This window comes from Leisingera sp. ANG-Vp (assembly GCF_000813725.1).
In the GTDB taxonomy this organism is placed as follows: domain Bacteria; phylum Pseudomonadota; class Alphaproteobacteria; order Rhodobacterales; family Rhodobacteraceae; genus Leisingera.
The window spans coordinates 94,119-113,403 of record NZ_JWLD01000027.1; the positions used below are offsets into that span (position 1 = coordinate 94,119).

A 19,285-nucleotide genomic window follows, 5' to 3' on the forward strand; every position below is an offset into this window, starting at 1 on the left:
TCTTGCAGCAAATCGCTAATTGAGGGCGGGAACCACGTTGAAGGATCATGAGTTTCAAGGAGGTTCTGCCCTTCCTTACTGGAAGCTGGATGGGAGCTGCAGGTCCTGGACGCGCTGCTGGGTATCAGGCTGGCGTGTTTGGTTCAGGGGTGTGCCAGCGCTGGACCTATCAAGGCTACGGCCGGCGGCGCAAGCACTCCTTTGATGCGGCTGGCCAGTTGGCATCCGCCGGAAGAAAGGCATAGCCAATGTGCCTTACTCATACTTTGGAAATCGGCGTTCTCGTCCAGTCACAAGCAGTGCTGCAATCATGAAGATCAAAGACGGAATGAGTGCAAGTTCCAGCCAATCCAGGTGTTTGGCAAGCCAGCCTCCCGCCAGCGGCAATACAAAGGCGATGCCATAGCCAACCAGTGTCATGCCGGCACTAAGCCGGGTAACAGCATGCCCTTTGGCGATCACCGCGGGCAGTGAAACCAGCAGAATCAATTCAACTGAAGCTGCAAAGCCCGTGAGCAGCGCGGCCGCCCAGGACAGCCATCCGGAAAAGAAGGCAAACCCTGCAAGCCCCGCAACGGATAGTACGGCCGATGCTGCAATCGGCCCTTGCTTTCCAATCCACCGCGGAAAAGCAAGAACAGCAATCGAGGCCAGAAGAGGGGTCGCGTTGTACGCTAAGAGCAATCCTGCCAGGGCTTCTGTTTCCCCTCGATCCTGCAGGATCGCTCCTACGTAAGAATTGATGACGTAGAAGGCCACGACCGACCCCGCCAGCAGCACCCCATACCGCCAGACATGGGGATCGTTCCATCGCGGCAGTGATGCTGTTGTGACCTCTTGGCCAGCCGCGCCTTCTGATGAGCTGCGCTCGGCGTTAGTTGGCCGGACGAAGGCCGTCGCCAAGGCAATGAGCACAATCGGAATGGACCAGAGCAGCAGCGCCGTGCGCCAGTTGTCTGCAGCCATCGGCAGCACCACAGGGAGCGTCAAGCCGGCGCCGGACATCTCGCCAACCATCATTCCATTCAGGTACACTGCGCTTCCAAGCGCTATGTGGTTTGGCGTCCAGGCCCGCGTGGCAGCCGGCAAAGCTGTTTGGAACACGGCAACGCCAAGCCCCATGAGCACTGAAACTGCAAACAGTACCGTGCTGGACGGGGCATAGCCTCTTGCGCTGGACGCTGCCGCCATCAGAAGAAGCCCCCCGGCAATGGCGGCTTTAAGCCCGAACCGCGCAATGATCATCGCCGCTGGGACCGCTCCAAAAGCGATGGCGACCACCGGCAGCATGGTCAGCGCCCCTATGCCTGCCGCGTCCAATCCATATGCATCGCCGATGCGTGTTGCCAATGGCGGGGCCGCCAGAACCGGGACGCGCAATGTCCAGCCGACGAGCCACAAAATGGCAAACATGGCGATTGGATACGAATGGGAACGATGCGTTATGCAGTGACTCACGAGCGGCTCTTTTTGCTTAGCAGGCTGAATTCCACAAACATAGCCTTTCTGTAAATTTGGAGAATGGGTATAAGTTAGGCAGGTGATTTCGAAAAATTGGAAATCAAATGAACCGGTTTGCAGAGATTGAAGCTTTCGTCGCGGTTATAGAAACCGGCTCGTTCTCCGCGGCCGCAGCACGGCAAGGGGTAGCGGTATCTGCTGTCAGCCGCAGGGTCGACGAGATGGAAGCGCGGCTTGATGTTAAGCTCACGCAGCGTTCGACTCGCGGTGTCCAGGCTACCGAAAAGGGGCGCATGTACTATGACCGTTGCCTCCGCCTCCTGTCGGATTTGACAGAAGCGGACAATGCGATTGCCGGTCTTGATGGATCGGTCTCAGGGCCAATTCGTATCGCTTGCCCGCCCGCATTCGGGCTGCGTCATCTCGCACCGCTTGCAAACGCCTATGCTGCTGCGAATCCCGGTGTTCAGTTTGATATCGATATGGGGGACCGGGCAGTTGATCTCGTTGAGGAAGGCTTTGATTTTGCAATCCGCATTGGAAATACAGACGATCCGGCTCTGATCTCTGAACCTCTTTTTCCTGTTCAGTATGTCATCACCGCAAGTCCGGCATTTTGGGATGAATATGGGCGCCCCGGAAAGCCGGAAGACCTGAAGGAGGCGCCGGCGATCGTATTTAAGACTGGCAGTGACCCAGCGCGCTGGCGGATTACCTGTCCTGACAATCGAACCGTCGAAGTGCGCCTGTCCCGGCGCTTCGTGGCCAACAACGGAGAGATCCTGATCGAGGCGGCAAGAGCCGGGTTGGGTGTTTGCCTGGAACCCAGATATGCCTGCGACGATGCTATCCGCGACGGTTCACTGGAGGCGGTTCTGAAAGGCCATCGCATTGACGAGCGAATGGTTGAACTCGTGCGGCCAAGCGCTCGGCCGCTCTCTCGCAGGGCTGGTGATTTTGCCGACATTCTCCGGGAAAAATTTGGCGGGGCCGCTGCTTGGGGCGACGGCTGAAGCGCAGGTTCCGATTTGCGGTAAAGGGCAGCTTCCAGGCGCTAGGGCCGAAGCAGCCGGCCCGTGCAAACAAGATCAAACCGGATGCCATTGCATGTGAACTCTGCAACCGTTCTGCAGGGCTGGGCCGCGGCACGGGCGTTTGCACGCGCGGCAGGATTGTTGAGGGTACGCCCGCGGAACCGGAACAGCCTGGCGAGGCCACAAAACACCTTTGGATTGCAGGGGATCGTGCTTGGTTGGAACCAGATGCAGGTTGCAACTGGTAACTCTAAGGCAACGGCGGCAGAGCACGATCTCCTTTGGCAGCATCCGGCGCCTCGGACCGTCTTTCGATGGGCTGCTCAATCCTCACGGTCATCTGTCCGCTGTGACCTGCAGCAAGGAATTACAAGGCGGGCTGTTGCTGCGCCGAGCAGAACCCGCTGCCGCGGACGTGCTCGTAAGCCATTGCCGCGCGGCAAACGTCTTGGTCGCTGTAGGTATGGCCAACGATCTGAATACCAGTTGGCACACCGCTGGAGGAGATCCCGGAGGGGGCCGAGACAACCGGACAGCGGCACAGCATGTTGAAGGGCAGAGTCAGAACCCAACCGGTCAGCGGGTGCACCCGGTTGCCGTTGATGAATATTTCATCGGTCACACCGTCGCCATCGGCCGGCACCGAGGGAATCCCAGTGGTCGGGCAGACCAGCAGGCGGTAGTCCGCAAAGATCTTGCTTAGCTTGCTGTACATACCGTTTTCCACTTCTGCCGCATGCAGGAACTTGGCAGCAGTGCTCTTCTTGGCGTTCTCGATATGCGCCTGTGTGTAGGGCATCAGCAGATCGGGATCTTTCTCCGCCATCGGTGCGAGGTAGGTACCCATCAGATGATTCAGATGCCCCATCGCCCCTTGCAGGACGTCTATTGTCCAAGAGAGGTCCACCTGCTCAACAATGGCGCCGGCCTCGCGCAGCACGTCAAGGGCGGCCTCGGTGTTTCTGCGCACTTCGTCGCTGACATTGTAAAAGCCCAGATCCGGCGAATATGCAATTTTCCAGCCCTTGATGGATTGCAGTTCGGTTGAGATCTCCAGTTTCGGGCGCAGGGAGACGATGTCCTTGGGGTGTGGTCCGCACATGGCATTTTGCAGCAGGATCATGTCTTTGGCGGTGCGCGCCATCGGACCGTCAACCGCATAGCCATCCAAATTGAAAGGAGAATCTGTGGGGTTGCGGCCGTAGGTCGGTTTCAGCCCGTACAAGCCGCAGGTCGAAGACGGCACCCGGATTGAGCCGCCGATATCCGACCCGGTACAAAGCGCCGATGTGCCTGACGCCAGAGAGGCGCTGGAGCCGCCGGAAGATCCGCCGGGTGTCTGGCTGAGGTTCCAGGGGTTGCGGGTTACCCCCCACAGTTTGCTGTTCGTGATGACGGTGCCCGAGAACTCGGGCGTAGCGGTGCGCGCATGCATAATGCCGCCTGCGCGGAAGATATGCTCGTTCATCGGCGAGGTCGAAGTTGCGATATTGTCCTTGAGCAGCAGCGAGCCATTGGACGTGTGCTTACCTTTGACGTCGCTTTCGTCCTTGATGCCGATGGCCAGCCCTTCCAGCGGGCGGGTGTCCTGGCCGGATGCATATTTCTCTTCTGCAGCCCGGGCCGCGCTCATGGCCTCATCGAAATAGGTGTAGGTGAAAGCGTTGACTTTGGGCTCCACTTCGTCGGCGCGGTCGATCATTGCCTGCAAGTGTTCAACGGGCGACAGGGTCTTGGCCCGGAACATCTCAAGCGCTCTATGTGCGGGCAGGTAATGCAGATCGGTCTGGGACACGGGACGTTCCTTGCTGTGTGAGGGATTAGCGCCGTTCTGGCGCCGGCTGTGGAGGCGTGTTTCGGCGAAGACACAGGGAGAGGGTGCCTTCGCCGGGCTGGCGGCAGGGAGGAGAAACGCCGCTGCCGCCGGCCATTTTCATTGCATTGGCGCGGGGTCAGGCCTGGTGGGTGATCCGGCCGCCGCAGATGGTGACAGCGGCGCGGGCAGTGCTGAGCTGGCTGGGCTCCAGCGCCTCCAGATCCTTGTCCATCACCACGATGTCCGCCATCATGCCCGCTTTCAGGCGGCCTTTGCGGTGTTCATTGAACTCCACCCAGGCGTTGTCGCGGGTGTAACTGGCGAGCGAGGCACGCAGGCCGAGGCGCTGCTCAGGCCAATGGGCCGGCAGCTCGACACCCGCAACCGCGCCCTGGATTGACAGCATCGGATCCACCGGCACAACCGGCCAGTCGGTGGACAGCACCACCTTGGCACCGCTGTCGCGGATGGTTTTCCAGGCAAAGGCGGTTTCGAATTGATGGTCATGCAGGATGTCGCCACCGTCGTAGGGAGGGAAGAATCCGCCGCGCGGGGAGTGCAGCGGCTGCAGCGAGGCCACCGCGCCCAGCCGGCTGAGGCGGGGAATGTCGTCCGGGTGAATGGTCTCGATATGTTCGATCCGGTGGCGGCTGTCGCGTATACCGTTTGCCTTTTGGGCGGCTTCATAGCCATCCAGAGTGAGGCGGACGGCGGCATCGCCAATGGCATGAACGGCGATCTGCAGGTTCTGGGCATCGGCGCGGATGCAGACTTCGTTGAAATGCTCAGGCGCAAACAGCGGCTCGCTGCGGTCATCGGTGCCCGGATAAGGCTCCAGCATATAAGCGGTTTTGCTGTCCAGAACACCGTCCACGAACATCTTCACGCGGTTCGACCACAGCATGCTGCCTTGGTAGAGGTTGCGCATTTCCACCGCTTCCGCGATGCGGTCCACCGGGTCGGTGTGTTTCAGATGCAGCGGGATTTCGGTGCGGCACAACAGGCGTTCTTCGGCCTCCAGCTCTGCCAGCAGCTCCAGCTGGTAAAAGTTGCCGTCCATGTTGTGCAGCCCGGTGATGCCTTTCTCAGCACAGTGTTTCATCCCCTTGGCCAGCACGTCCTTGTCGGTGGCACGGACTGCCGCAGAGGGGGCAGGGACCGGATCGGCACCAGTGGTCATGCCCAGCATCTCGCGGCCGCCGAGAGCGGTCAGCGCCATGATGTCCTCGAATGCGGCAGGCTCCAGGAGTTCGCCGGCGGCCAGGCCGTCCGGCCCCATGACCACCTCTGAGCCGACACCGCAGTTTTTGCCGTGCAGCAGCCCGGCCAGCTCAAGCGCCTTGGTGTTGGCGTAAACGGTATGATGGTCCGCAGTGGAGGCAGCGAAGGGCCGGTCTGCAATGGCGGCGTCCAGATCGTGGCGGGTGATCGAGCGGTCGCCCATCAAGGCATAATCGATAGAGCAGGCAAACAGCAGCTGGTCATCGGGCCGTGCTGCCGCATAGGGCTGCACGGCTGCGCGCAGGGCCTCGACCCCGGTAACGCCGTGGAGGTTCAGGAATTCCAGCTCTGCAGAGCCTGCGAAAATATGCACATGGCTGTCGATGAAGCCGGGCAGGACGGTGCCGCCCTGAGCGTCGATCACCCGCGCTGCACCCGCGATATCGCGGATTTCGGCGGTGGAGCCAACAGCAGTGATCTTGCCGTCCTCAATGGCCAAAGCTTCGGCGTCCGGGCCGTCAAAGGTGATGATCCGCCCATTCAAAATGACGATATCAGGCATGAATGTCTCCAATACGCGGGATGCCCGGCGGGGCACCCCGTCTGCCGTCAGGCAGGGTTACTTTTGCAGATCGGTCCAGATTTTGGTGTAAATACGCTGCACCTCGGGCGGGCAGGCTTCGGCGACGTAAGCGGCGTCTTTCAGGTGCTCCGGGATGATCACCTCAGGTGCGGAAGCCATATCTTCGGGCATGAATTCTTCAGATCCCATGATGCCGTTGGCATAGCGTGCAAAGGCTGAGATCAGCGCGGCGTTTTCCGGATCCATCAGGAAGTTCTGAAAGGTCTTTGCATTTTCGGCGTTCTTGGCGTCTGCAAGCACAACGACGTTGTCCATCCAGACCGGATAGCCTTCCTGAGGATAGCCAAAAACGATGTTTTCGTTTTGCAGCCGCGCCCGGTAAGAGGGGCCGTTCCAGTTCACTCCGGCAGAAACATCGCCCTTGGCGTATTGCTCGACCGTGCCATAGTCGATCGACAGCCAGTGTTTCTTGGCCTCAACCAGCGTGTCCCGTACCTGTTTCAGGATGGCCTTGTCGCCGGTGCATTGATCTCCGCCGTGATAGCTGATCGCCAGACCCAGGACATCATTCATCTCCGGGACGACATTGATCTTGCCTTTCAGTTCTTCCGGCGGGTCCAGAATGATGGCTGCGGTATTCGGATCGCCGTCATAGACGGCAGAATTGACAACAATGCCAACGGTTCCCCATTGCCACGGCACGGAATACTTGCGGCCGGGGTCAAAGGCGACATCCACCCAGCGCGGGTCCACATTTTTAAAGTTTTCCATTGCATTGGGGTTGGTTTCCATCAAGAGGCCCTCGCCGGCCCAGATCGGAATGTAGGTGCCCGAGGGAACCACGATATCAAACCCGTGGCCGCCGGCCTTGACCTTGGCCAGAGCGGTGTCGTTGCTGTCGAAATCGGTGAGCGTGACCTTGATGCCGGTCTCTTCTTCGAATTTGGCGATCAGATCGGGGTTGGTGTAATTGCCCCAATTGTAGATGTTCAGCTCACCCTCGGCCCAGGCAGGCACAGCCAGTGCGGCAGCAGCGCCCAGTGCAGTGATCAGAGTTTTCATGTGTTTCCCTCCCTTGGGTTACTTTTCTTTACTCTTCGACAGCAGGTAAAACGCCACTACCAGTGCGACGGAGATCGCCAGCAGGACGGTTGAGATCGCATTCACCTCCGGTGTGATCGCCCGGCGCAGCTGGCCCAGCATGTAGGTGGGCAGCGTGTCCTGGCCGGCGGATTTCACAAACTCGGTGATCACCACGTCATCCAGGGAAATCACAAAGGACAGCATCGCGCCTGCCAGCACCCCAGGCCACAGCTGCGGCAGGGTCACCCGGCGGAACACCTGCCAGGGGCGGCCATAGAGGTCGGCGGCGGCCTGCTCCAGGTTCAGGTCCATGCTCTGAAGCCGGGCGCGGACCGGCATATAGGCGAAAGGAATGCAAAAGGCCGAGTGGGCGATGATCAGGTACCAGATGCCGGTATAGCCGGTGGCGACCTTGATCATGGCAAAGAACAGCAGCAGGGCCACGGCGGTCACGATTTCCGGGATCATCAGCGGCTGGTTGATCATGGCAAAGACCAGGCCGGAGCCGCGGAACTTGCCGGTCCGGGTGGTGGCCAGGGCCGCCATCACCGCAACGCTGGTCGCCACCAGGGACGCGCTCGAGGCGATGATCAGCGACAGAACCGTCGCCTCCTGCACCTTCTCGTTCTCCCAGGCCGCCGCGTACCATTGCCAGGAGAACCCCTCCCATATGGCGATGCTGGTGCCTGCGTTGAAGGAATAGATCACCAGCAGGATGATCGGCAGATAGAGCATCACAAAGCAGCTGAGGGCCACCAGGGTAAAGCCGGTCTGCTGGCGGACGTCGAATGCGCGCGGTTTAGCCATGATGCGCCCCTTCGCTTTCGGACGAGCGGACATAGATGATCAGCGCCACCATCACGATGGCCAGAAGGGTGATCGACAGGGCCGCGCCCAGGGGCCAGTTGCGCCCTTGGCCGAACTGCAGCTCGATCAGATTGCCCAGCATCAACTGCTTGCCGCCGCCCATGATGCGGGGCGTCACATAGGCGCCCAGCGATGGCACGAAAACCAGGATGGAACCCGCCACCGCACCGGGCTTGATCAGCGGCAGGATGACCCGGCGCAGCACTTTCCAGCGCGAGGCATAGAGGTCGTATGCAGCCTCGACCAAAGAGAAATCCATCCGCTCCATGCTGGCGTAGATCGGCAGTACCATCAGCGGCAGGAAGACGTAGAACATGCCCAGTGTGACCGCGAATTCGGTGTACATCATCTGGATCGGAGCCTCGATCAGACCCAGTTTCATCAGCACCGTGTTCACCACGCCCTCGTTGCGGATGATCTCCATCACCGCGAAGGTCCGGATCAAGAGGTTGGTCCAGAACGGGATCATGATCAGCAGCATCCAGAAGTCGCGTTTGCGAGCCGGGCGGGTGGCGATGAAATAGGCAGTTGGAAAACCGACCAGAAACGCTACGGCAGTGGTCATCAGCGAGAGTTTCACAGAGCGCCAAAAGATCGCCAGATGGGCGTCGGAAAAGGACAGGGTCTCGTCAAAGAAATCGCGTTCCGCGACGACGCTGAACCAGGCGTCGGTCGAGAATGTCCATACTACGCCGCCGTAGTCGCCGGCGGTCAGGAAGGAATAGACGACAACGATCAGCAGCGGGCCTGCGGCGGCCAGTGTCAGGATGGTCAGTGCCGGCGTCAGCAGCAGCCAGCGGTTGCGTTCGGTCTGGGCATCTGCGGACATGGCGTCAGTCCCTCAGAACCTGGGCAATGCCGGGGTTGAAGGAAATGCCGACGCTGTCGCCCACGCTGTGATGCTCTACCGCGTCGGGCTGGTTCTGGCGGCGGATAACAAAGGTGGGCTGGCCTTCGCTTTCGACGTGGTAATGGGTGTCGGTGCCGAAATAGACGATGTTCTTCAGCCTGCCGTCGATCAGCGCGCCGGGCTCTGACAGCATCGCATGTTCCGGGCGCACTGCAATGGTCACCGCGCCGGAATGGGCCCCGCCCTCGGGGCTGCGCGCCTCGACAGTCGCGCCGGAGGGCAGGCGCACCTGGGCTTTGCCGTTGTCCTCGGACAAAAGGTTGGCGCTGACGAAATTGGTATCGCCGATGAAATCCGCCACAAAGCGCTCAGCCGGGTGGTCATAGATATCCTTGGGGCCGCCGATTTGCAGGATGCGGCCGGACTTCATCACCGCAATCCGGTCTGACATCGTCAGCGCCTCTTCCTGGTCATGGGTGACAAAGACAAAGGTGATGCCGGTTTCCGACTGCAGCCGCTTCAATTCAATCTGCATGTCCTTGCGCAGCTTGAAATCCAGCGCCGACAGCGGTTCGTCCAGCAGCAGCACCTTGGGTTTCGGGGCCAGGGCCCGGGCCAGTGCAACCCGCTGCTGCTGCCCGCCGGAGATCTGGCTGGTCATCCGGTCCGCCATTGGCGCCATCTGCACCAGATCAAGCATATCAGCCACGACGGATTTGATTTCAGATTTGGGGCGGCCCAGCATCTCCAGGCCAAAACCGATGTTTTCGGCCACCGTCATATGGGGAAACAGCGCATAGTTCTGGAACACCGTGTTCACAGGACGTGCGTATGGCGGCTTGGACAGCATGTCTTCGCCGTTCACCGTCAGGCTGCCGGAGGTTGGATTCACAAATCCCGCTATTGAACGCAACAGGGTTGTCTTGCCGCAGCCCGAAGGCCCCAGCAGGGTGAAGAACTCATTTTCCTTGATCGTGACGTTGATGTTTTCCAGCGCAGTGAAGGCCGAAGGGCCTGCGCCAAAAGTCTTCGACAACCCGGTTATCTCAATCATTGTCCGCGCGCCATCCGTACCGTCCTCCCTGTGCGGAGCATCTTTTCCGTACGCTCCAATGGGAGAAAGTAGATATGATCAAATTTCTTCCGTCAACTTTTTTATAGTCAACTTCAATTTTGTACTTGGCTTCAAACTTGCACTGGAACTTGGAATGAATATGATCACCGGCATGGCGGGATTGAGAGAAAAGCAAAAGCAGCTGCGCCGCAGCGAGATGCTGAAGGCAGCAATGTCCCTGTTTGCCGCACAGGGCTACAGTTCAGTAAAACTTGAAGAAGTCGCGGAGGAGGCGGGAGTTTCGCCGGGCACGCTCTACACCTACTTCAAAACCAAGAACGACCTTCTGCTGGCAGTGGTGACCGAGGATTTCGAGCACGGCTTCACCTTGGGCCGGCAGGTCATTGATGCGCCGCAGGCGGATGCTTTGACAGCAATCAACACCCTGACGAAATGCCTGTACAAATACCGCATGGGAGGGCCGACCTCGGAAATGTGGCGATTCGCCGTGGCAGCGTTCATGACCCAGCCAAAGTCGCACTTTGCCCGTGAGTATGAGAAATGCCTGAAACGTCAGCGCGGTCAGTTTGCCCGCCTGATCCGGAGGCTGCAGGCCGCCGGTCTCTTTCCCGAAGCTGCTGATGCAGATGATTTCGTCTATCTCCTCGATAGCGCCGCGTCGTTGAGCTTTCTTGAGCATATCCGTGATGATGAGGCGCCGGACACCGACCTGGAGGCAAAACTGTACAGGTGCAATGAGCAGCTGCTCTCTATGGTGTTCCAGCGGGGGGCTGCATAACCAAGCTTTTAGCAGGCCGTGCAGGCAAGGTGGTCTGGTACATTCCTGCGTGCCAATAGGCTTGGAACGGAGATGACTCCGCAAGAACGGCCTTCGCCTCCGCCGCACCGAAGAAGCGCGCTGGGCGGAGCTTTGCGCCTCTCTAGTCAGCAAAAGGTGCTTAAGGGGCTGCTCTTTAGTGCTGTCATTAGATCGGTAGCGACAGTCCGACTTTGGTGCGTTCCATTGACACTGAGGTTCGGAACCGGCGGACATTGGAGTTCTCGAAGAACAGGCGGTGGGTCAGGGCCTCGAAATCCTGCATGTCCTGAGCGCTGCAGATCAGGATGAAGTCTGCATCACCAGTCACATAGTAGCATTGCTGCACCTGCGGGTCGGACCTGGCCCGTTTGCGGAAATGATCCAGCTGGTCCAACGATTCACGGTCCAGCTCAACCAGGACCACAAATGTCATCTTGTAGTTGAAGCGGGCAGGGTTAAGGATCGCCACTTCCTGCTGGATAAGGTCGGATTCCCGCAGCTTTTTCAGCCTGCGCTGTACAGACGGAACGGAAAGAGAGCACTCCTGAGAGAGTTGCTCCAATCCGATTCGGCAGTCTTTCTGGAGCTGGCGCAGGATTATTAAGTCAGTTTCGTCCAGATCAATATTCATGACTTCATCATATCACGTTGAGGTAAGTTGGCGAGAAACTTTTTCAAGTTCCAGCCGGTCGATGAAAATTTCAAGTGGCCAGTGCGTGTTAGTTTTGGGCCATGGAACAGATAGACTCTCTCAGCTTTGCCCCGGACTTCGAACGTGCATTGAAGTTTTTCCAGGCGCAGGAAAACTATGAAGCCTCGCCGCTTCGCGAACTCAGCAGCCCGGACGGCCTGACCGTCCTGGCCAAGGATGAAACCGGCCGGATGGGCCTGGGTGCCTTCAAGGCGCTCGGGGCGCCTTATGCGGTGGCCCGGATCCTGCAACAGGCCTGGGAGCAGAAAACCGGTGAAATTCCGACGCTGGAACGGCTGAAGGACGCTGACATCCGCGCTTTTGCCGCCACCCATACCTTTGTTTGCGCCAGCGCCGGCAACCATGGCATGGGCGTTGCCGCAGGGGCCCGCGCGATGGGCGCCAAGGCCCGTATCCATCTGGCGAAAACTGTTCCCGAAAGCTTTGCCGAGCGGCTGCGCGGCCTGGGCGCCGAGGTCGTGCGTTCCGGCGATGTCTATGATGTGAGCGTTGCCGCAGCCATTGCCGATGCGGATGAAAGCGGCGCGGTGCTGCTCGCGGACGGCACCTGGGAAGGCTATACCGAGATCCCGAAATGGGTGATGGAAGGCTATTGCGTCATCGCCGAGGAAATGCGCGCAGTTTTCGAGGCCTCCGGCACCTGGCCGACCCATGTCTACCTGCAGGCCGGCGTCGGCGGCCTGGCTGCTGCCATGGCCTATATGATCCGCCGCAACTGGGCCGAACAGCCCGAGCTGATCGTGGTCGAGCCCGAGGCCGCTGCCTGCCTGAAAACCAGCCATCTTGCCGGTGCGGCCACCCGCGCTGACGGCCCGGATTCTAATATGGGCCGCCTGGACTGCAAAGAGCCATCGGTTGTGGCCTGGCACGCGCTCGAAAAAGCCCAGGTGTCTTATCAGACCCTCACGGAGGAGGAGGGCGAAGCAGCGGCGGAAGCGGTTTCGGCTCTGGGCCTGGAAACAACCCCCTCGGGCGCGGCCGGCTATGGCGCGCTCTGCAAAGGGGCTCCCCATGACCAAGGCACGGCATTCCGCCCCCTTGTCATCATTTCGGAAGGCGCCGCGTAAGCGGCGAGCAAGAGGATCACCTAAATGACCAACTTCACCCGCAAACTGCTGTCATCGGCCGTGCTGATTGCCGGTCTGGCAACCTCGGCAGTTGCTGACACCTGGAAATTCGCCTCTGAAGAGGACAAAGGCGACGTTCAGGATATCTTTGCCCAGGCCTTTGCCGACAGCATCAAAGAGCAGTCGGACGGCGATATCAAAGTGCGCATCTACTACTATGGCCAGCTGGGCACTGAGAACGACATTGTCGAGCTGACATCAAAAGGCACCGTGCAGTTCGTGTCCGTCGGCACCGGCCACCTGGGTTCTTATGTGCCCGAGGCACAGGTGCTGGATCTGCCCTATGTCCTGGGCGGCGACATCGACACCATCCGCAAGGTGCTGACCACCAGCCCGACCATCTATGAAGGTCTGAGCGCGAAGTTCGAGAAGGTGAACCTCAAGCTCCTGACCATGATCTCCGAAGGCGAGATGGCCTGGGGCGCAAACAAGCCGATCCGCTCGCCGGAAGATTTCGACGGCCAGAAGGTCCGCACCTTCACCTCGACCATTCCGGTTGAGACCTACAAGGCATTCGGCGCCAACCCGACGCCGCTGTCCTGGGGCGAGGTCTACGGCGCGCTGCAGCTGAAGACCGTCGACGGCATGGTGAACCCGGTTTACTTCATCTACAACGCTAAGTGGCACGAGGTGCAAGACTACCTGATGTTCCCGGGCCAGCAGCCCTATGTCGGCACTGTTTCCACCAACAGCGAATGGTTCAACGGCCTGCCTGCGGAAGAGCAGGAGATGGTCCGCACCGCAATCGCAGCCGCCGAGCAGGCCGCGCATGACTACCAGATCTCGATCAACTCCCAGAACATGGAGAAGATCAAGGCCGAGCGCCCCGACCTGGAAGTGATCGTGCTGAGCGAAGAAGAGCGCGCCGTTTTCAAAGAGCTGAGCACCGGCCTGCATGAAACCTTCTTTGACGTCGTCGAAAACGCCTATGGCGACGACGAGAAGGCAGAGGCCCGCGCAGGCGCCGAGGCGATCCTGAACGGTGTTCTGGCAGACGTCGCGGCCGCCAACTAACCCGGCTTGCTGAAACTGGAGGGCGCGGCTTCCCGGGGAGGGGAACCGCGCCTTTCCTTGAAGTGCGCGCACCTCGCGGCGCGAGGGAGAGAGACATGAAGACCCTGCTGCTTGCCCTGAGCAAAGGCACCGAGCTGATTGAGAAGACCGTCATCATTCTGGCGATCCTGCTGATGATGCTGAATTCAACTGCCAACGCCATCGGCCGCTACGGCTTTGGCAAGAGCCTGTTCTTCTCAGAAGAGGTGAACCAGTTTCTGATCGTCGCGGTGACCTTTGTCGGATTCGCCTATGCGGTGCGCAAAGGGCGCAACATCCGCATGACCGCCGCTTATGACCTGCTGCCGCCGCGCGGCCGCAAGGCAATGATGCTGCTGATCACCGGAACCACAAGCGCGCTCCTGCTGTTTCTCGCCTACCAGGCGGTGTTCTATGTTCTTGAAATCAAAGCGGTGAACCGGCTGAGCCCGGCGCTGCAATTCCCGGTCTATCTCATCTACGCTGTGATCCCCGTGGGTCTGGCCATGGCCGGGCTTCAGTACCTTATCGCCTTCCTGATGAACGTCACCCATGCGGGCACCTGGCTGTCTTATGAGGTCAAAGACGGCGAAGCCGAAGAGATCGGAGTCTGAGATGGAGTTTCTGAACGATATCCTTTCGGGCGAGCTGGATACATATGTCATCACCGCAGCGCTGGTGGTGCCGATGGTGGTGCTCTTGTTCATGAGCTACCCGATGGTGGTGCCGCTGGTGGCTGCCACGCTGATCGGTCTGGTTCACTTTTCGCAGACCGACACTGGCGTGGTGATCCAGCAGATGGTGACGGGGATTTCTCCCAACGCACTGATTGCGGTGCCGATGTTTATCCTTGCCGCCGACATCATGGCGCGGGGCCATACCGCCAATAACCTCCTGGGGCTGATCCAGGCCTATGTCGGCCACCGCCGCGCGGGCCTGCCGATCACCGCCTGTATTGCCTGCACCCTGTTCGGCTCAGTTTCCGGCTCGACCCAGGCAACCGTGGTATCGATTGGACAGATCATGCGGCCGCGGCTGCTGAAAGCGGGCTACAAGGACAGCTTTGTGATGGCGCTGATCATCAACGCCAGCGACATTGCCTTTCTGATCCCGCCCAGCATCGGCATGATCCTCTATGGCACCCTGGCCAACACCAGCGTCGGCGACCTGTTCATCGCAGGCATCGGCCCCGGCATCCTGCTGGCGGTGCTGTTTTCTGTCTATTGCTACTTCTACAGCCTGTGGCAGGGCGACACGATTGCGCTGGTTCCCAAAGCCACGCGCGCAGAACGGCTGGCGGCCATCAAAAAGGCAGTCCTGCCGCTGGGCTTCCCGGTGCTGATCGTCGGCGGCATCTACTCCGGTGCAGTCACCCCGACCGAGGCGGCCTCTTTCTCGGTGCTCTATGCGCTGATCGTGGAGTGCGTGATTTACCGCGAGCTGAAATTCAACGACGTGATGGATGCCGCTCTCAGCACCGGGCTGATCACTGCTGTTGTGTTCATCCTGGTGGGGGCAGGGCAGGCGTTCTCCTGGTATATTTCCTTTGAGCAGGTGCCGCAGGGGCTGTTGGAGCCGCTGAATCTGGAAGGCGCCTCGCACGAGTACATCCTGTTTGTCATCGCGCTGTGCTTCTTTGTAGGCTGCATGTTTGTGGACTCGCTGGTGGTGCTGGTGATTCTGACGCCGATCTTTGTGCCGATCATCAGCGCCTCCGGCCTGGATCCGGTGCTGGTGGGGGTCATGATCACGCTGCAGATGGCCATCGGCTCGGCGACACCGCCCTTTGGCTGCGATATTTTCACGGCAATTGCGATCTTCAACAGACCCTACCTGCAGGTAATCAAAGGCACACTGCCCTTCTTCCTGATCCTGGCCCTAATGACGGCGCTGCTGATCTACTTCCCAGGCATAGCGCTGTTTCTGCGGGACCTGGCGAACCTCTAGACCTGCAACGAGGCACAATGAATTGGACAGGCACCGCCGGGTAAAGCGGTGCCTGCTTCAAATTTCTGCATGATTGGAGCCACTCGCGCGTAGCTTGCTGGTTCGTGTGTTTGCGGCCGGTACGCGCAGACGCTTACACACAAATCTATTCACGCATCCAGAAGCCCGTAAGCCTTCTGGACATTCGCTCAACGCATCAAGTTTCGGCTCTCTAGCTGCGGCTGGCGGATGCAGTCAATGTCCGCTTTCCGCGTGCTTGGTGGCCAGCGGGAACCTGCAGGGCATGGAGGGGCCATACGGTGTGAGCTCATGACCTACTGGCGGGCAAGCAGCGCATCGAAAGCCAGTATTACGGTCTCGGCGGCCAGCGGATCCGGTCCCTGTTTGCCCAATGCTGCCCGCAAATAGACGCCATCTATCAGGGCGGATAGTGTGCGTTCGATTTTTTCCGGCCGGCTGCTCGTCTTGCGAAGGTCGTGCAGAAGGTTGCTGCGCAAACGCTTTTGATAGATCTCCATCAGATGCGCGGCGTCTTCGTTGCTTTGCGACAAGGCGTAAAAGCTCAGCCAGGCCGAAGTCTTCCGCCTTTCAAAGACGTGATCCTCAAAGTTAGCCCGAATGATCGCTTTGATGCGTTCTGCCGGCCCTTCGGCGTCAGCCAGTCCAGCTATGACCCGCTGCGAGAAAATTGTCAGAATATGCCGCATGGCAGCGATCAGCATTTGATCTTTGCTGCCGAAGTAATGATGTGCCAGACCGCTGCTCATCCCAGCACGTTTTGCAATCTTGGATACGGTGACGTCTAGCGAGCCAGCCTCGCCGATTTCATCGATTACCGCATCCACAAGTGCTGCGCGCCGCTTAGGCTCCATCCCCAATTTTGGCATAGGTTTCCCCTTGTGTGCAGGCATTTTTTTAACTTGGGACTGGACCAAGGATCAATCGGTTACATCGTTTGGCCGCCATGGAATACTCTGTTCCGGCTGGGTGCAACTCCGGCATTTTGACCCCTGCACGCAAAATGGGAGTAAGCGTGCAGGGGAGGCTCAGGTCAACTTGTCCAAGCTGCTGGTGCGCTGCTTCGGACTGGTTGACCAGGCCAAGGCGGGCTAGGGCAAAAGCTGCCGCTGCATGGCGATGCCATGCAGCAGTATTTGCCAGAGTCCGCCTGAAAAGATGAACCGGTACAGCTTCGGTTTGGCCTGGAGCGGAGGCCGATATCGGAAGCTGCACAAGCCTCCCGGCGATCATTTTTGAGATCACCGTCGCATAGACATGCGCGTTTAACGTCTATCCTATGGGCTGCAACTCTGTTCGGGTGGTTTCTTCGGTGCTGAGGGTCTCCTCTTTTGGCGCTCTGCGTTCTGACAGGGAACAGGCGCCGGCGTCTCCCAAAGCACTGGCTACTCTCCGCGGGGAAACCTTGCGTTTTCCTCCACTACGTTAAGATCCATGTGATTGCGCATGTAGCGTTCACTGGCTTTCTGCAGCGGCTGGTAGTCCCAGGGGAAATAGCCCCCCTCGCGCAGCGCCTCATAGACCACCCAGCGGCGGGCCTGGCTTTCGCGCACGTCTGCGTCGAACCGTTCCAGATCCCAGCGCTCCGCCGCTGCCGCCTTGAGGTGCTCCAGAGTTTCACTGTGGGCCGGATCGCCCGCAAGATTGGTCAATTCATGAGGATCGGCATCAAGATCGAACAGCTGGTCCGGATCCAGGCTGCACAGGTTCAGTTTCCACTGGCCAAAGCGCAGTGAGACCATGGGCGCATAAGATGCTTCAGCGGCATATTCCATCGCCACCGGTGTCGTCCGTTCCCCGCCTTGGCCCAGCGGAACAAGTGTTTCGCCTGAGGTCCAGGGCATCACCTCCTCCATGCTGACACCGGCCAGATCGCACAGCGTCGGACAGACGTCGATGTTGGAGACCGGGGTGTCCACCCGGCCCGGGGCCATCTGCGGTGCTGCCACCATCAGCGGCACCCGCGCCGAGCCTTCATAAAAGCTCATCTTAAACCACAGGCCGCGCTCGCCCAGCATGTCGCCATGATCCGAGACAAACAGGATGATGGCCTCCTGCCGGGTGCTCTCCAGTGCCTCCATCACTTCGCCGATTTTGTCATCGAGATAGGAAATATTGGCGAAATAGGCCCGGCGGGAGCGGCGGATGTCCTCTTCGGTGATGTCGAAGCTGCGCCAGTCGTTGGCATCAAAGATCCGTTGTGCATGCGGGTCCTGATTGTCATAGCCAAGGTCCGCCACCTCAGGCAGGAGGTGTTCGCAATCCTCGTACAGGTCCCAGTACTTTTTGCGCGCCACATAAGGGTCATGCGGGTGGGTGAAGGAGACGGTCAGCGCCCAGGGACGGCTGTCCTTGCCGCGGGCAAGATCATAGATTTTCTGGGTGGCGTGGAAGGCAACTTCGTCGTCGAACTCCATCTGGTTTGAAATTTCGGCAATGCCTGCGCCGGTGACGGACCCCATGTTGTGATACCACCAATCGATCCGCTCGCCCGGTTTGCGGTAGTCCGGAGTCCAGCCGAAGTCAGGGGGGTAGATGTCGGTGGTCAGGCGGTCCTCGAAGCCGTGCAGCTGGTCGGGGCCAACAAAATGCATCTTGCCGCTGAGGCAGGTGTAGTAACCCGCGCGGCGCAGATGGTGCGCGTAAGTTGGAATGGAAGAGGCGAACTCGGCCGCATTGTCATAGACTCTGGTGGCCGAGGGCAGCTGGCCCGACATGAAGCTGGCCCGCCCCGGTGCGCAAAGCGGTGATGCGGTATACGCGTTGCGGAACCGGGTCGAGCGGTCAGCAAGCTTCTTCAAATTGGGGGTGTGCAACCACGCGGCGGGGCCATCTGGGAACAGAGTTCCATTCAGCTGATCCACCATGAAAATCAGTATGTTGGGTCGGGTCATGTTCGTTTTCCCAAATGAGGCCAATGTTTCTGCCGCGCAGGCCTTGGAGCCGGCGGGCGGGTCAGGTTGCACGCGCAGCAGTGTTCTGCCTTGCAGCTGCTGCCGATAGGGGGCAGCGGCCCTGCAGGCGAAGAATCCGGGCGTGGCGGAGAAATTGCCTTATATTGATTGGTCAGTCAATCAAAAACCGCTGCAACGGCATTTCGCTTGTGCTGGCTGATCTGGCCGCCCAGGTTTCCGGGCGCTGTGCCGCCGCAGGGCAGCGGTGAACCCAGACCGAATTTGCCGCAGCGGCGTAAGGAGCCGCGCCGTCTCACAGCGAAAACAGCATCCGTTCTTGCTTGTGGTAGAAGAGCTAAGGTGAAGCGTGATGAGATCACCGCGCTCGCCGATGCCCGAAAACGCGGTGCCGAGGATTGCGGGTGCTTCTTCCATAGCGGTATGGCAGCACCCGCTTAGACGGCTCTCATTATGGCTGGAGCAGGGGAATCAATTTCAGGCCGGCTGATGTGAACATTATGCGAACACTGCCGCGCGGGTTTTGCATGCGAATTACATGCAGTTCCGTAAAAGTTCCCGGGAAACTGGGGAAATTTCCCTATTTTTGTGATGCGGCAAAAATTTGAAAAAACGCCTTGTTTCTCTAGGCTCTGGCAAATATACGGGTCAGCGGAGACGTGGCCGAGTGGTCGAAGGCGCTCCCCTGCTAAGGGAGTAGGCGGGAAACCGTCTCGAGGGTTCGAATCCCTTCGTCTCCGCCATCATC

16 protein-coding genes and 1 tRNA gene are annotated in these 19,285 nt (G+C 59.4%); 7 read left to right on the forward strand and 10 right to left on the reverse strand.

The window, feature by feature from the left end:
- Positions 1 to 255: 255 nt before the first annotated feature.
- The gene (locus RA20_RS10560; protein WP_052248942.1) at positions 256 to 1,413 is read right to left on the reverse strand and encodes an MFS transporter; all 1,158 of its coding nucleotides are present in this window, start codon (positions 1,411 to 1,413) and stop codon (positions 256 to 258) included.
- A 152-nt stretch (positions 1,414 to 1,565) separates the two neighbouring features.
- Here RA20_RS10560 and RA20_RS10565 point away from each other — a divergent pair, with 152 nt between their 5' ends.
- The gene (locus tag RA20_RS10565) at positions 1,566 to 2,474 is read left to right on the forward strand and encodes a LysR family transcriptional regulator (RefSeq protein ID WP_039127914.1); all 909 of its coding nucleotides are present in this window, start codon (positions 1,566 to 1,568) and stop codon (positions 2,472 to 2,474) included.
- 388 nt (positions 2,475 to 2,862) lie between these two features.
- On the opposite strand, the gene RA20_RS10570 is transcribed toward RA20_RS10565, so the two are convergent.
- The 6 genes from RA20_RS10570 to RA20_RS10595 form a co-directional block, all read right to left on the reverse strand.
- The gene (locus tag RA20_RS10570) at positions 2,863 to 4,290 is read right to left on the reverse strand and encodes an amidase (protein WP_039127916.1); all 1,428 of its coding nucleotides are present in this window, start codon (positions 4,288 to 4,290) and stop codon (positions 2,863 to 2,865) included.
- A 157-nt stretch (positions 4,291 to 4,447) separates the two neighbouring features.
- Positions 4,448 to 6,094 (reverse strand): amidohydrolase, encoded by a 1,647-nt coding sequence (locus tag RA20_RS10575; RefSeq protein WP_039127918.1) that lies wholly within the window; start codon positions 6,092 to 6,094, stop codon positions 4,448 to 4,450.
- Between the two features lie 57 nt (positions 6,095 to 6,151).
- Entirely contained in the window at positions 6,152 to 7,177 is a 1,026-nt protein-coding gene (locus RA20_RS10580; RefSeq protein ID WP_039127920.1) for an ABC transporter substrate-binding protein, read from the reverse strand.
- Positions 7,178 to 7,195: 18 nt separating this feature from the next.
- Entirely contained in the window at positions 7,196 to 8,005 is an 810-nt protein-coding gene (locus RA20_RS10585) for an ABC transporter permease (protein ID WP_039127925.1), read from the reverse strand.
- Positions 7,998 to 8,894: an ABC transporter permease gene (locus RA20_RS10590; RefSeq protein ID WP_039127928.1), complete on the reverse strand. Its 897-nt coding sequence runs from the start codon at positions 8,892 to 8,894 to the stop codon at positions 7,998 to 8,000. Before RA20_RS10590 ends, RA20_RS10585 begins: the two co-directional genes overlap by 8 nt.
- Before the next feature lie 4 nt (positions 8,895 to 8,898).
- A complete protein-coding gene (locus RA20_RS10595) occupies positions 8,899 to 9,969 on the reverse strand; it encodes an ABC transporter ATP-binding protein (RefSeq protein ID WP_039127931.1) in 1,071 nt (356 codons plus the stop codon).
- A gap of 154 nt (positions 9,970 to 10,123) precedes the next feature.
- On the opposite strand from RA20_RS10595, the gene RA20_RS24645 reads away from it, so the two are divergent.
- Positions 10,124 to 10,768, forward strand: coding sequence for a TetR/AcrR family transcriptional regulator (locus RA20_RS24645; RefSeq protein WP_052248943.1), 645 nt, complete (start codon positions 10,124 to 10,126; stop codon positions 10,766 to 10,768).
- Between the two features lie 187 nt (positions 10,769 to 10,955).
- On the opposite strand, the gene RA20_RS10605 is transcribed toward RA20_RS24645, so the two are convergent.
- Complete coding sequence (locus RA20_RS10605; protein ID WP_039127934.1) at positions 10,956 to 11,420, reverse strand: Lrp/AsnC family transcriptional regulator; 465 nt, start codon at positions 11,418 to 11,420, stop codon at positions 10,956 to 10,958.
- Positions 11,421 to 11,521: 101 nt separating this feature from the next.
- On the opposite strand from RA20_RS10605, the gene RA20_RS10610 reads away from it, so the two are divergent.
- From RA20_RS10610 to RA20_RS10625, 4 genes are all read left to right on the forward strand, one after another.
- Positions 11,522 to 12,568, forward strand: coding sequence for a pyridoxal-phosphate dependent enzyme (locus tag RA20_RS10610; protein ID WP_039127938.1), 1,047 nt, complete (start codon positions 11,522 to 11,524; stop codon positions 12,566 to 12,568).
- A gap of 24 nt (positions 12,569 to 12,592) precedes the next feature.
- Entirely contained in the window at positions 12,593 to 13,642 is a 1,050-nt protein-coding gene (locus RA20_RS10615) for a TRAP transporter substrate-binding protein (protein ID WP_206540101.1), read from the forward strand.
- Between the two features lie 95 nt (positions 13,643 to 13,737).
- Positions 13,738 to 14,274 (forward strand): TRAP transporter small permease, encoded by a 537-nt coding sequence (locus RA20_RS10620; protein ID WP_039127941.1) that lies wholly within the window; start codon positions 13,738 to 13,740, stop codon positions 14,272 to 14,274.
- A 1-nt stretch (position 14,275) separates the two neighbouring features.
- Positions 14,276 to 15,607 (forward strand): TRAP transporter large permease, encoded by a 1,332-nt coding sequence (locus RA20_RS10625; protein WP_039127943.1) that lies wholly within the window; start codon positions 14,276 to 14,278, stop codon positions 15,605 to 15,607.
- 314 nt (positions 15,608 to 15,921) lie between these two features.
- Here the strand turns inward: RA20_RS10625 and betI are convergent, their stop codons facing one another.
- Entirely contained in the window at positions 15,922 to 16,494 is a 573-nt protein-coding gene (gene betI / locus RA20_RS10630; RefSeq protein ID WP_039127946.1) for a choline-binding transcriptional repressor BetI, read from the reverse strand.
- Between the two features lie 516 nt (positions 16,495 to 17,010).
- Positions 17,011 to 18,519 (reverse strand): choline-sulfatase, encoded by a 1,509-nt coding sequence (gene betC, locus RA20_RS10635; protein WP_039127949.1) that lies wholly within the window; start codon positions 18,517 to 18,519, stop codon positions 17,011 to 17,013.
- 671 nt (positions 18,520 to 19,190) lie between these two features.
- Here betC and RA20_RS10640 point away from each other — a divergent pair.
- Positions 19,191 to 19,280, forward strand: a tRNA-Ser gene (locus RA20_RS10640).
- Positions 19,281 to 19,285: the final 5 nt, after the last annotated feature.

Bases quoted from the DNA above. Each gene is read 5' to 3' on its own strand.
- RA20_RS10560 (WP_052248942.1), bottom strand. From the start codon at position 1,413: ATGTTTGCCATTTTGTGGCTCGTCGGCTGGACATTGCGCGTCCCGGTT.
- RA20_RS10565 (WP_039127914.1), top strand. From the start codon at position 1,566: ATGAACCGGTTTGCAGAGATTGAAGCTTTCGTCGCGGTTATAGAAACC.
- RA20_RS10575 (WP_039127918.1), bottom strand. From the start codon at position 6,094: ATGCCTGATATCGTCATTTTGAATGGGCGGATCATCACCTTTGACGGC.
- RA20_RS10580 (WP_039127920.1), bottom strand. From the start codon at position 7,177: ATGAAAACTCTGATCACTGCACTGGGCGCTGCTGCCGCACTGGCTGTG.
- RA20_RS10585 (WP_039127925.1), bottom strand. From the start codon at position 8,005: ATGGCTAAACCGCGCGCATTCGACGTCCGCCAGCAGACCGGCTTTACC.
- RA20_RS10590 (WP_039127928.1), bottom strand. From the start codon at position 8,894: ATGTCCGCAGATGCCCAGACCGAACGCAACCGCTGGCTGCTGCTGACG.
- RA20_RS10595 (WP_039127931.1), bottom strand. From the start codon at position 9,969: ATGATTGAGATAACCGGGTTGTCGAAGACTTTTGGCGCAGGCCCTTCG.
- RA20_RS24645 (WP_052248943.1), top strand. From the start codon at position 10,124: ATGAATATGATCACCGGCATGGCGGGATTGAGAGAAAAGCAAAAGCAG.
- RA20_RS10605 (WP_039127934.1), bottom strand. From the start codon at position 11,420: ATGAATATTGATCTGGACGAAACTGACTTAATAATCCTGCGCCAGCTC.
- RA20_RS10610 (WP_039127938.1), top strand. From the start codon at position 11,522: ATGGAACAGATAGACTCTCTCAGCTTTGCCCCGGACTTCGAACGTGCA.
- RA20_RS10615 (WP_206540101.1), top strand. From the start codon at position 12,593: ATGACCAACTTCACCCGCAAACTGCTGTCATCGGCCGTGCTGATTGCC.
- RA20_RS10620 (WP_039127941.1), top strand. From the start codon at position 13,738: ATGAAGACCCTGCTGCTTGCCCTGAGCAAAGGCACCGAGCTGATTGAG.
- RA20_RS10625 (WP_039127943.1), top strand. From the start codon at position 14,276: ATGGAGTTTCTGAACGATATCCTTTCGGGCGAGCTGGATACATATGTC.
- betI (WP_039127946.1), bottom strand. From the start codon at position 16,494: ATGCCAAAATTGGGGATGGAGCCTAAGCGGCGCGCAGCACTTGTGGAT.
- betC (WP_039127949.1), bottom strand. From the start codon at position 18,519: ATGACCCGACCCAACATACTGATTTTCATGGTGGATCAGCTGAATGGA.